This is a genomic window from Mucilaginibacter lappiensis (genome assembly GCF_050433765.1).
Lineage (GTDB): Bacteria > Bacteroidota > Bacteroidia > Sphingobacteriales > Sphingobacteriaceae > Mucilaginibacter > Mucilaginibacter lappiensis_A.
Genome location: NZ_JBNPWP010000008.1, coordinates 219312 through 233525, shown reverse-complemented (window position 1 = coordinate 233525; position 14214 = coordinate 219312). Strand labels below are relative to the sequence as shown.

Sequence of the window (14214 nt, the reverse complement as noted above, 5' to 3'; positions counted from 1 at the left end):
TTTACCAAAACACTTGGTTATATATAGTAATAAAGTGTATTAATTAGTTTTAAGTTTCAATTTTTCTACTACCAGCTGCCCTATTTTCATTCCTTGTTCATTACCAACTACACAGGCATTTTTAAAATGTATGCCTCCGTAAACTCTTGACATAGCAGCTGATTTAGCGGCTTCCCTGAAGGATTTAAAAGATAGCGGTTCAATTCCGAATTCCATTTCGGATGAATCTGTATAGGCAAAATCGTCACCAATTTTGCTGGTAAGTACCTCGGCTGCTGCAGATGAGATCACCGCGTGCCCGCTGCTGTATTCGGGGAATGGCGGTGTTTGAATATATGGCCGCCAATCGGCATTTATATGTTTAGTGATCACCGTTTCGGGCCGTACATAGTTTGACCGGTATTTCAGGTACCAGCAATTAATAAAGCCATCAAATAAAGCAATAGCGGTTTCAGTATATACGCTAACTGTGGTATTAAAATCCATTTTTTTGCTTTTTGTGGCGATAGCGGTAATATTCATCCAATGGCCGCCCGGCGAAAATTTCTTTGTGGCAAATGATGCATGGCCAACCACGTTTAACTTAAAAGCGTTATCATCCCAAAAATCGGCCTGATGTTTTTGTTCTTTGGTAAGGCTATCAACTATAAGCTTTACTTCGAGTGCCTGCTTATAAAACGCGCTGTTTTTATCTTTTATATTAAACACCGGCGGATCAGGTGGTATAAATTGCGCGGTTGAATCAAGTACCATAGGCCTTATCTCGCCCCAATGCGCTTCCAGGGCCTGGGCATACATGGGTGGTGTTGGTATCCAGCGACCATCCTGCTGTTTTACTGTGTATTTACTTGCAGAGCGGGTTTGGGCATAATGATCGCCTTTGCTCCATTTCATGATAAATTTAGCCACCTTATTAGCATAATTTACCGAGCCTTCAAACACATCAGATGGCATCCCGGCATCTTTGGCCTTTTGCTTTAAGCCATCAACATACTGGTCCATACTGCCTTCCGGAAAAGTTACCGCATTCCCCACATGGCAAAAGGCAAGCAGGGAGGCAAACTGATAATCAACAGTTGTATCTTTTGAGGCCCTGGGTACTGGTGGTAAATGTTTTATTTGCCCCGATAATGATTTGAAGTGTTCAGGATCGCCGGCAGCAATAACTTCATAAGCCGCAATGTTAGCGTAGGCATAATTACGTGATGCAGTAACCGGCGGAAAATTATTTTCCAACACAATATCATTTAGTTTTTTTACTGTAACACGATAAAGCTCAGGATCATGTAAAACTTTTTGATAGTCTTTTTCTTTGCAGGATGCCATTAAGAACAATAATCCAGCAATACAAAATAGAAAGGGTCTCATAACTTAAAATATAGGTTAAAAAGCAAACGGTGATGAAGGCAAAATTCGTTTGTTTTTATATTGATCAACAGCCAATATAAGCTTTTTTCACGAAACACCGCAGCATATGATCACTTGTTTTTATATAAAAATTCCCTTTTTTAATGCGAAAATGTTATTGACTATTTTACTTACTATATGCTAAACAAATGAGCCAATATTATTAGATTTAACCTCCAGTTATTTCTGTATTTATAACCCAAATGAAGAAGATCATCCTTATAATTTTAGCTTCTGCCTTAGTTATTGCCGTTGGCGTTTACTTTATAATTCCATCTAAATTAGAAGTCACAAATCAGGTCACCATTGAAACATCTGATGTAATTATATCCCGGTTTCTGATCCAAAAAAACGGATGGGATAAATGGTGGCCCGGCACCAAAATGGCTGATGATCAGTTTAGCTATAACGGGGTACAGTATCACATCAGTAAAACCACTAACAGCGGTGTAAACCTGTCAATTCAAAAAAATAATTTAAAGCTGAATGGCGAGATCAGTTATTTACCTAATAGTGATTATATGGTAAAGATAACCCTGTATGCCACAACAGAGAGTAACCTAAATCCCATACAAAAGGTAACGAATTACATAAAAATAGACGATTTGAAAGATCAAACAGCCATCATTTTACATCACCTAAAGACTTTTTTAGAGGATGAAAAAAATGCATATGGCTATAAGATATACATAAACAAGATAGAATATCCTATTTTACTTACCACAACTATTGCCTCAAAAAACTATCCTGATATGCAGCATATTTATGAAACCATAAAAGAATTAAGGAAGCAGGTAAAAGTACAGGGGGCTATAGAAAAAAACTTCCCAATGCTCAATATTCATAAAACCGACGATAAACAATATGAAATAACTCTCGCCATTCCGATTGATAAAGCAATTACCCCTACTGGAAAATCATACATTAATAACATGGTACGAGGCGGTAATTTGTTGGTAGCAGATGTAAAAGGAGGACCCAATACCATCAGCAATGCTTTTGCACAGGTTAAAATTTTCATGAAGGATCACAGGCTTATCTCGCCCGCCATGCCATTTGAATCCCTGATTACCGATAGGTATGTTGAAAAAGATACTGCAAAATGGATAACTAAAATATACTATCCTATATTTTAGTTATTATAAACTATTTTGACACCAGCATTAGCCTGCCATCGTAAGTAACCATAAGGTAATCTGTTGATGCGGCCCGTTTTATTGGCGAAAAATAGGGTATCTCCTGAAAATTAAATGCCGGGCTTATAAAGTATAATGGCGCTGCAAATTCCTTTTGCTGTTTATTGTAGCGTAAACCAACTAAACCCAATGCATCATATTTTCCCTCGTATGGTACTACACCCCAAAAATTCCCATTCAATAATATATTACCAGGTTGTTCATGATCTTGTATTATGGAACGTATAGGGGCCTGCTGGTATAAGTAAGGCAGATCCTTAAAAGAGGTAGCATGCAGCACATCACTTACAAAAATACTACTAAATTGGTTGGCACTTAAGCGTGCATTATCATCAAGTTTATCCTTAAATATCTCAGCAGTTGTTTTATCGGCCATTTTTTGATAGCTCAGCCATTCTTTTTTCAGGTAAGGCAGTTCTTGTTCAAGATCATTTTTTGGCCTGAACGGATAATACAGACCCTTATAACAATAAGAAAGTATCAGGTCATTTTTTCCATCCTTATCCAGATCATCATTGTAGGCATATAGCGGTTGATCGGCTGTTACATTATATTTATTGTTTGTGCCCCAGTTACCGGCTATAAGATCGGCCTTGCCATCACCATCCATATCGGTTATAATAGCCGATTGCCACCAGCCTTTTTCATTATCCAGAACAGATGACGAAAGCCTGTTTAGTTTTTTGCCATCATTTAAGAAAATGTAAACAGGCTGCCACTCGGCAGTAATCAGCAGATCAGGTTTACCATTGCGGTCAATATCGGTAGTGGTTATACTTGTAATGTATGAGATACCTGTAATATCATTATACATTTTATCATTACTGATAACAAAATTGCCATCCCCTTTATTTATTAATATGCTCGAAGGGATTTTGTCCGTATAATTTTTGTAGGATATACTGCTGATAAATAAAATATCATTTAACCCGTCGCCATTAAAATCAAACATAGCTATTTTTGATATCAGGCTATTCAATTTTGGCAATTCCTTATATTCAAATTTAAAATTCCCTTTGTTGATATATAAGCGGGGTGGCAATTTTTTATTAGCCTCAATAAACGGGTGATTGCTGCTTATTACTATCAAATCGGGCCTGCCATCGTTGTTTACATCAGTCCAAACAGCTTGCTCATCGCCATATTCACGAAACTGTTCAAATTGTGGAACACTAACCTTTGTAAAGCCACCTGTTTTATTACCCGCAAGCAAATACTTTTCTTCTGCTGCAAAGCCGCCTACATAAATATCATCAATATTATCACCATTAACATCGGCAACCGCAATGGCAGGTGTATGTGGCAAATAGGTATGCGGAAGCAGGGAATAATAGTTAAAATCAGGCGTATCAAAAGTTTTTACCGCGGCCAAAAGCCTCGCCTGTACCGGCTTATAATCAAACTGTTTTTTACTGCTGATAAATGCATTTATTATTGATGATATATCACCTGCCTGCTGAACATTTTTGACATTATAAGTTACTGTAACTTTTTGCCCGGCTTTAAAATCCTTTATGGTTTGCCAGGTATTATCCGGCCATACTATTAATAGTTCTGCAGGCGCATCACCGGGTAAAAAGGTAAAAGTGAGGTCGGTGCTTTGGCTGCTTTCATAAGCAGTACTGGTTTGTATTTCCTGATGATCAAGCTGCTTGCCTGATTTAAGGAAAAACTTTGTTCCAATACCATCAGGGTTGCCTTTTGTATATTTTACAGCGTATTTTAAATAACCCGGCTTATCAGCCTTGCGGGTTTCCATGGTGGTATTTTTATAGATGTAAGCCGATTCATCCATATTATTGGTCACAATATCAAGGTCGCCGTCGTTATCCAGATCAACCGCTACCGAACCGGCAGAAATAGATGGCTGCTGCATATCATTGCTTAAAGACTGGTCAGTAAATTTTAGCTGATCGCCACCATGATAAAAAAAGTTGTGCACAGCGCCATCAGGCATCATGTTGATCTTATCCTTATCAAAAACCCGACTGGTTTTATATTCCTGCATAACACCCGGATCGCCCAGGTATTTGAGATAATCCATATCATTAAGACGTTTTTTTATCCCGTTGGAAAAAAACATATCCTTGAGGCCATCCATATCAAAATCCTGCACCAGGGGCGACCATGTCCAATCGGTAGCTGACACACCACTGTACAAACTCATATCAACAAATTTATTACCGTTGCCAACATTCAGTAGCAGGCAGTTTTTTGAATACTGGTAGTAATACCCGGCATTTACCTCCTGATTGTAAATGTCCAAAGGCTCATCGTTAATGGTTGATCGCAGCGCCTTTATGTCTTCGGGTAACATATCAGTAGTAAGCAAATCAAGATGGCCGTCCTTATTGATATCGCTGATCGTATTCCCCATCGAGAACAGGCTGGTATGCCCAAAGGCGCTTTTCAGCTGCTCCTTAAAGGTGCCGTTGTGCTGGTTGATATAGTAATAATCCTGTTCAAAAAAATCGTTACTTACATAAATATCGTCCCAGCCGTCGTTATTCAGGTCGCCAACACTTAAGCCCAACCCATAGCCAATGGGCGCGCTGTAAATACCGGCACTGGTTGTAACATCGGTAAAATGACCATCGTCATTACGGAAAAGATGATCGCCGGCATCATGGCTATATTTAAACCTTAAGGTCGAATCGCCATAAGTATCATTGCTGTGTACAGATGACGTGAGCAGGAACATATCCAGGTCGCCATCCTTGTCATAATCAAAAAATGAGGCCTGGGTTGAAAGCCCTGCAAAGTCAAGCCCATATTTAGCGGCACTTTCTGTAAACGTAGGGTCGCCATTATTAATATACAGCTGATTTTTGCCTTTGAAATGTTTATAACCCGATACTACGTTTACATAAATATCTTTTAAGCCATCACCATTAATATCAACAATGGTAACGCCGGTTTTCCAGTTGCCGGTACCAGCAACACCCGCTTTGGCGGTTATATCATCAAACTTTAAACCGCCTTTATTAAGGTAAAGCTTATTTGCCCCCTGGTTTGAAACAAAGTACAGATCCTGCAATCCATCGTTATTAAAATCGGCAGATGCCACACCAGCACCGTTGTAGAAATACAGGTAATCAAGAATATTAACCGAATCAGATACTATATTCCTGTTTACAAAGCATACACCAGTTTCATTTGCGGGCAGTAATTTAAAAACACCCTCACCTGCTTTTTTGGGTTTACAAGCACTTAAACAAACAATACCGATAAAAAACAGACAGCAAAAGGCCCTAAAGGATCTCATAATATATTGGGTAAGCAACGGCATTAATTAAGGTTAAGGGTTAACGTAATTTATACGCTTTAAGCGGTTCGTCATTAATGCCAAACAGGTAATATTTACCGCCGCTGGCATTTTTGATCACTAATGATGACCGTACTTGTCCGTATAAATCAAATCCGGTTTTTGAGGCCGGCAGGTAGTTAAACCCATTTTTATGGTATTGATAAACCTGCCCGCGACTGGCATCAAGCCGGCCAACTTCTGGTTTAAAACCATAAAAATTACCCGCTAATATTATCTTTTCGGCACCCGTATTATCTATATCATCACATAAAATGGTGTTTATTGCTGATAATTGCGCATCTGCCGGGAGCGGCTTACAGCTAAACTTTTTGCCATTATTTAAAAACACAGCCGAGGCTAAAAAATTCATTTCATGTGTTTCGGCACCTCCAAGCATTTCATCTGTAAACACCTCTTTAAACGATTTGCCGGCATAATCAATATATCGTAAAAAGCGTTTCTTCAATATAGGCAGCTGCCCAACCAGGTCGGGTTTCATGTGAAAAACATAATCTACTCCATCACTTTTATACATTGATGTTACACATTCTTTTGTACCGTTATTATCAAAATCCTTAACATAAACTTTCATAGGCTGGGTAAATGATGCACGGAACTTGGAATTTAGGCCCAGGTTACCACCTATAATATCCGGATTGCCGTCGCCGTCAACATCAGCAACTTCAAGGCTGTTCCACCAACCTTTGTAATTGGCCAGCTGTTTGTCTTCAGTAAATTTACCCTTGTTGTTTTTAAATATCCTTATGCCCATCCAGTTGCCGGCTACAATCAGGTCGGGATAACCATTTTTATCAATATCGGCCCATTTAGCTGTTGTAACCATTCCCAATTTTGCATTGCCACCCAATACGGCTGTTGATACATCCGTAAAATGACCGGTTCCGTCATTATGCAACACATATGACTGGGGCGAACATCCATAAAGCCCCGGTACGCTCCTGCCACCAATAAACAAATCAGGGTGACCGTCGCCATCATAATCGCAGGATATGACTACCGATGCGTTAACCGCGGCATGTAAAGTTCTGTCAGGATCGCGGTGAAAATGCCCCTTACCATCGTTTTCATAAAATCGCGGATTGTAAACAAGTGTTTCAGCCTCATCGGCATTGCCTCCTACCCCAATTATAAGATCCTGATCGCCGTCGCCATCAAAATCGGCAAATGCGGCACCGGCATTTTCAAGATATTCCTGCTTTTTCAAATCTTCGGGAATAGTTTGCTTAAACTTACCATCCTTTTGTTGAATATATATAGCTGCAAAACTATTTTTTGAGCTTCCAAAATAAAAATCAGTTAATCCATCATTATTCACATCACCCGGTGCCATGTAAGGATTTTCGGTCGACAACATTTGCAACATCAGGCGCTCATTATCAAAATCAATAAAATCGTCCTCTTTATGTTTAGGTATACTATCAAAAACTGATTTTGTTACATCGGCAAACAATGGTTTTATTACAGGTTTAGCCCAACTATATTTAAGGTTTGCATCAGCCTGTTTATAGGTGTATGTACTATCGCCATTTACATTTTTTATGAGCTGATAATTACCTCCGGGCCAAATAACCTGCAAGGAATCAATTTTTTTATGCTTACCTAAACCAATAAGAAGCTGGTTGGGCGAAGTACAGCTTTGAAAACCACGGGTTGGTTGATTGTAATAAATAAGCGAACTGCCTTTCATAAATGCTTTTACGGTAGCGCCAATACCAAAGGTATTTAAACCTGCCCCCCTTAATTTTATCTGTATATGATGGTTGCCATTCTTTTCGGCATTGCTTTTATAAACGTAAACCGGTGAGTTCACGTTATTAACTATGAGGTCATTATCACCATCATTGTCCAGATCGGCATAAATTGACCCATTGCTGAACGATGGCTTATCCAAACCAAAGTCGACAGATTTATTAGAAAAGGTAAGATTACGATTATTTAAATAAGCATAGTTTGACAAGGGTGTTGAGATCATTTTATCCGTAAAATCCTTATAATCAAACTTCTTTCGTCCCTCGGCAATTTTTGCCATATTGTCCCGGTTCCCTAAAAATTCTATATAATCCTGGTCGGTTAAATCCTTGTATATACCATTTGACACAAAAATATCCTTCCAACCGTCATTGTCCATATCAAACATTAGCGCACCCCAGCTCCAATCAGTAGCAGCCACGCCCGAGTAAAATGCAGTTTCAGAAAATGTACCGTCGCCATTGTTTATCTGCAGGCAGTTTTGCATAAACTGGTTATAGTAACCATCGCGTTGTTTGGCTTTAATTACATCAAACGATTCAAAAGAGGTCATTTTTTTCAGACGCTTATCACCTTCGGGCAGCATTTCGGTAGTAAAAATATCATATTGCCCATCGTTGTTAATATCCGCGATGTCTGACCCCATTGAAGCCAGGCTCAAATGACCGGTTTCACGCTGAATATCTTCTTTAAACGTTCCGTTCTTTTGGTTTATGTACAGGTAATCGCGTTCAAAAAAATCATTGGACACATAAATATCAGGGTAACCATCCTGGTTAATATCAACAACTGAAACACCTAAACCAAAGCCAATATCACTGGAGAATATACCTGCCTGCCTGGTTACATTGGTAAAATGGCCATTATCATTACGATATAGGCGTGCGCCACCCAATTCATCAACTACAGCCCTCAGGTTCTGATTAAAGTCAAATGACCCAATGGGCCTAAAGGAGTTGTTTAGTATGAAACAATCCAGGTCCCCATCGTTATCATAATCAAAAAATATGGACTGGGTTGATAACCCGTTATCAACCAGTCCATATTTTTCGGCTTCTTCTTTAAATGTGCCATCATGCTGGTTAATAAACAATTCATTTCCTTTTTCATTACCGCGCGCGTTACCGCTGTGGCAAACATAAATATCAAGCCAGCCATCTCCGTTAATATCAACCATGGTAACACCTGTGCTCCAATACTTTGTACCCTTTACGCCTGCTTTATCAGTAATATTTTCAAATTTCCAGCCACCTTTATTAATATAAAGCTGGTTACCACCCATGTTTGAAGTAAGATAAACATCATTAAGCCCATCATTATTAACATCGCCAATGGCTACCCCTCCACCGTTATAATAGTTGCGAAAGGTAAATACATTGGTACGGTCCTGCTCATTTAGCTGGTTAATAAAATTTATACCTATATCTGTATTTGACTGTAATGTAAATAAAGCCGACTTATTGTCCCCTCCATTACAGGCACCTAACATTATCCCTACCGCAAAAACAAAAAACTTAGTTTTTTTAAATAGCATCATATACTTAGAAAAAACAAACGTAGCGGAAAATTTCCGCTACGTTCTTTCTTAATCAAATAATCTCAATATTAATAACCTGCGTTTTGTTTAAGGTTAGGATTTGTATCCACAGCACGTTGTGGTATAGGATATATTGTTTTTGACTTGTCGGTTTTTGCTGGTCGCTGATCAACAGGATCATTAAATTTCTCAAACCTGATCAGGTCATTTCTTCTCCAGCCTTCGTAATAAAGTTCACGCCCTCTTTCGGCAAGCATAGCAGTAGCGTCAACACTTGCTAATGGAGTTGCACCGCGTGGCACACGTACTGCATTTACAATTGCCAAAGCTGTTTGCCCGTTTGGATCACTACCGCCACGCATAATAGCTTCTGCTTTTTCAAGCAATACATCGGCATAACGCAAAAATACATAATCATTAGATGAGTTATCATCATTAACGGTATTGCCGGTTGGCTGCGGGAAGTATTTAAACACCCTTATACCCTGGGCCTCGGTAGAGTAATTCAGGTTAACATCTTCGGTAAAGATAAGTGGTTTACCACCTCTTTGTTTTAAAGCCACGCCACCAGGGCCGAATTGCTGACCTACAGCAAAACCAGCTCTTAAACCAATCTTATCTGTTAAACCAGGATAAGCAACACCTCTGCGCTCGTCTGTAGCTTCAAAAGATTTATAAAAATCAGCTAAAGTTGTAAATCCATTCCAGCCATCAGGAGTTTGGTTATAATGTAAGCCCATTCTCCAACGGTTTTTAGCTGATCCCGGCGCATTGGTTGTTGTATTGTAAATACCAAAGATGTTTGCATGTGATTGTTCACTGTTATCCCACGCAAAATCCTGAAAATATTTACCTGCGGGTTCTAAAGAATAACCAGCTGCCGTTACTTTATTGGCATATTCAATTACCTTATCCATATCTGCTTTAACAAAGGTGAACGGGCCGCCCACTACTGCTGATTTGTATACCGCTTTGTTTAAATAAATTTTAGCCAGTAATGCTTGTGCAGCCGCTTTGCTTGCAATACCAATGTTAGCAGATGTGGTTAAATTTGCCTCGGCAAATTCCAGATCCTTAATAATAAAATCGGTTGCATCACTACGGTTGTAAACAATTGGTATTGAGGTATTTGGTGAATTAGGGTCACGATACGGCGCCTGGCCATACAAATCAATTACCTGAAACATATACCAGGCGCGCAAAAAGCTGGCTTCTGCTTTGATCTTAGCATCAGTAGCCCTTACTATAACTTGTGTTGCCCGGTATACACCAATATTTAACTGATCCCAGGTATCATTAACCTGGTTATGTGTAGGTGTCCAGGTATGGGTATGTAGTTTACGCCAGGTACCAAAATCGCCCCAGTCAGTACCACGGGTCGGCCCCATCATTTCATCCGTTGGATGCTCCTGTAAAGCGTATGTGTTTGCCTGATCGGCCTGTCCGTAAAGTTGTGAGTAAACACCGTTAAGATCGGCCGATGAAGATGCACCTCCGGCGTCAATTGTTTTTGAGCCGTATGGAGTCTCAGTTAATTTTTTGCAGCCTGCAGCTATTAAAAAAATTAAGCCGCATATTACTGCTCTTGAAGTTATTTTTTTCATGATCATATTTTTTTAAAAACCTGCATTTAATCCTAATGTAAATGTGCGTGCCTTTGGATAAGGGGTATAGTCTATACCTCTTGAAGGTACATTGTCTCTTTGTTTATCAGTATTAACTTCAGGATCTAAACCGCTGTAGCTTGTGATCAAAAATATATTCTGTCCGGTTAATGATACCCTGAGTGATTTAATTGTTTTGCCTTTTACCGGGAAAGTATAACCAACAGTAGCATTGCTTAATCTAAGGAAATCGCCTTTCTCTAAGAACCGTGTTGATACCTCTGCGGAGTTAAGTGGATTTTCATTGGTTGCAGCTACTTCTTTAGTTACGTTACGACCGCTAACAAGGTTGCCTTTGTAAAAAAATGCGTTGGCAGTGTTGTTATATAGATAGAAACCAGTAGCTCCGGTTAAAAAGAAGCTTAAGCTAAAGTTTTTGTAAGTAAAGCTATTGGTTAACCCTGCAGTAAATTTAGGGAGAGGACTACCTTGCGGAGTTGAAACGTCAATACCTTGTGGATAGATACCAAAACCGTTAGCATCTAAACCAGAATAATTTGGTACGTTGAAACTATAAAGCGGGTAATTATTACCAAAAAACTGCGCATAAGCACCAGATAAGCCCTGGCCATCAATATTACCGGTAATTACGTTGCGGTTACCAAAGTTCTCTATCCTATTCTTAATAAAGGTCATGTTATAGGAAATATCCCAGGAAAATACGCTGCCTTGTATGGCTTGAAAATTCAAACCTACTTCAACGCCTTTGTTTCTTACATTACCCGGCAGGTTGGTCCAAAATCTTGCAGTAGCGGCAGGTGCAGCTATATCCTGGAAGAATAAAATGTCTTTTTGAGATTTATTAAAGTAATCAATTGTACCGGTTAAGCGCCCATTTAATATGGTGAAATCAATACCTGCACCATACGCCGTTTGCGTTTCCCATTTCAAATCTGGGTTATCAGCATTTTGAGGGGGATTTGAAGTACCTAAGTAGTTTAGCTGCCTAAGCGCTATAGAAGCATAAGATGGATAATCCTGGTTACCTGTTTGACCGTAGTTTAATCTTAAACTCAAATCATCAAATATACCTTTGGGTGCAAAATCTTCACCACTGATACGCCATTTGGCGGCCAAAGCAGGGAAATTGGCATATTGATTGTTTTTACCAAAACGTGATGAACCGTCTCTTCTTATTGTACCTGTTAAAATGTAACGATCTTTATAAGAATATTGAACACGGGCAAAATATGATTGCAATTGATAACGGCTACTATCAAGGCCATTAATGTTACCAACAGGATAAGCTAAATGATTTTTAAAATCATTATAGTCCTTTTTTAGCACGCCGAAGGTTGAAGTACCCCAGGCAATATCAGCACGGTCAAAATGTTTAAAGGTTTGATATGAATAACCTAATAAAGCGGTAATGGAACTGTTATTATTCCATTTTTTTTCGTAATTTAAAGTATGCTCAGTTGTAAAATTGGTTAATTCGGTATGAACCAAAATAGCACGACCATTGCCTGTAGCCGAAGGAATATTAAACTCCCTTATATTGGTAGCATCGGTAAAACCAATGATCTTGGGGTCATAAAATGTTTTTCTCAAACCTCTTGATATATCGGCACCAAAATTCCCTTTATAGGTCAAGCCTTGAAATAACCTAACCGTAGCGGTTAAATTGTTCAGATAACGGTTGATGTTATCTCTATCATCTAATTGAGTTAATAAAGAAACCGGGTTCCTGAAGCTGTTACCCTTTGGAATACCATTATCCTCATAACCGTTCAAATTAAATAATCTTCCCTGATCATCATAAACAGGCGCGGTAGGATTTAGCTGTATTGCAGATCCAATTAAACTACCATTAAAACCAGCATTATTAGTTATAGGCGCAAACTGATCCTTAACATTTGAATATGATGATTGAAGATCAAATTTTAACCTGTCGCCGAATAAGGATTGTGATGCGTTGATACGTGCGGAAATACGCTTTAGGCTTGTATTTTTAACAATACCGTTTTGATTGTCATAACCAAAGGAAGCACGATAGGTACCACCAGTGTTAGATGCACCGCCAAAACCAAGCGTGTAATTTTGAGAAACAGCAGTTCTCAAAATTTCCTTTTGCCAGTCTGTATTACCTTTAAAATCAACCGCGGCAGCGTCAGCGCCTACGCTGGTCACAGCAGCTAAAAACTGTTCGCGGCCAAGCAGATCATACCGTTTAGCTGCACTTGAAACGCTGGTATTGGCACTAAATTGAATTCCCTGGCCTTTACGCCCTTTACGGGTAGTGATCAATATAACACCATTAGCACCACGTGAACCGTAAATGGCAGATGCTGATGCATCTTTCAGGATACTGATATTTTCTATATCAGCAGGATTAATAAATGCTAAAGGGTTACGGGCAGCTGACATACCGGCGCCGCTGTCAAAACCACCTGCTGTACCACCGTTATCCAAAGGCACACCATCTACTACATAAAGAGGAGCAGTACCTGCGCGGATAGAGCTGGCTCCACGAATATTAATAGTAGCACCGGCACCGGGTTCACCGCTTGCAGGGGTTACCTGCACACCCGCGATACGGCCTTGCAGTAATTGCTCAGGAGTTGCTATAACGCCCTTGTTGAAATCTTTAGTGCTTAGCGAAGCCACCGAGCCGGTAGCATCTTTTACCCGCTGCGAACCGTAACCGATTACAACTACTTCGTTTAACGCTTTGCTGATTGATTCTAAACTTGCGTTTACGGTTGATTGGCCGCCGATGGGAACAGTTACGTTGTTATACCCTACATAAGTAAAGGTAAGGCTTGTTACGCTTGCCGGAACCGATATGCGGTAAGCGCCATCCGTGTTGGTTATTGCGCCTCCGGAAGCTCCTACGGCTGTAACCACTGAAACCCCTATTAAAGGAGACCCATCTTTTTTGTCAGTTACCTTTCCTGTTATTACTTTATTTTGAGCTATAGAGGGCATCGAAAAAAAGAGCATAACAGCAAAGAAACATACGTTGAGTAAGTGTTTAAATTGCATAATGTTGAGATTTAGTTGATATTGAGATTTATACTTGGTTAAATTTTAAACAACAATCATATTAACCTGAACTTTCCTACGGGGCTGTTGGTAAATTTTCGATTATTAAATCGGCTAAATAGCAGTGCACTACCAGAAATAGCACTAAGCCTTTTTAGCTTCAGAACTTAAAAAAACGAAGTAATTATCGAGAGATCGCAGGTTGTATTTGGTTTATAATACTGTGTGTTAAAATCTAATGCAATTTAACTATTATCAAGCCAGAAAGCCACTGATTACGCCCTTGAGAAGCCAGTTTGAAGTTATTTTAATAATTATATAACTTTTTTATTTGATTTTTAAATTAAA

At 39.3% G+C, this 14214-nt stretch carries 6 protein-coding genes; 1 reads left to right on the top strand and 5 read right to left on the bottom strand.

Annotation, left to right across the window (positions count from 1 at the left end):
• Positions 1-39: 39 nt before the first annotated feature.
• Positions 40-1326, bottom strand: a complete 1287-nt coding sequence (locus M2273_RS22645) for a vanadium-dependent haloperoxidase (protein ID WP_429400056.1) — start codon at positions 1324-1326, stop codon at positions 40-42.
• A gap of 284 nt (positions 1327-1610) precedes the next feature.
• Between M2273_RS22645 and M2273_RS22640 the strand changes: the two genes are divergently transcribed.
• Positions 1611-2543: a hypothetical protein gene (locus M2273_RS22640; RefSeq protein ID WP_429400055.1), complete on the top strand. Its 933-nt coding sequence runs from the start codon at positions 1611-1613 to the stop codon at positions 2541-2543.
• Positions 2544-2553: 10 nt separating this feature from the next.
• On the opposite strand, the gene M2273_RS22635 is transcribed toward M2273_RS22640, so the two are convergent.
• From M2273_RS22635 to M2273_RS22620, 4 genes are all read right to left on the bottom strand, one after another.
• Positions 2554-5868, bottom strand: a complete 3315-nt coding sequence (locus M2273_RS22635) for an FG-GAP repeat domain-containing protein (RefSeq protein ID WP_429400054.1) — start codon at positions 5866-5868, stop codon at positions 2554-2556.
• 40 nt (positions 5869-5908) lie between these two features.
• Positions 5909-9217, bottom strand: a complete 3309-nt coding sequence (locus M2273_RS22630; RefSeq protein WP_429400053.1) for a VCBS repeat-containing protein — start codon at positions 9215-9217, stop codon at positions 5909-5911.
• 68 nt (positions 9218-9285) lie between these two features.
• Complete coding sequence (locus M2273_RS22625; protein WP_429400052.1) at positions 9286-10821, bottom strand: RagB/SusD family nutrient uptake outer membrane protein; 1536 nt, start codon at positions 10819-10821, stop codon at positions 9286-9288.
• Positions 10822-10833: 12 nt separating this feature from the next.
• Complete coding sequence (locus M2273_RS22620) at positions 10834-13866, bottom strand: SusC/RagA family TonB-linked outer membrane protein (RefSeq protein ID WP_429400051.1); 3033 nt, start codon at positions 13864-13866, stop codon at positions 10834-10836.
• Between the last annotated feature and the right edge of the window lie 348 nt (positions 13867-14214).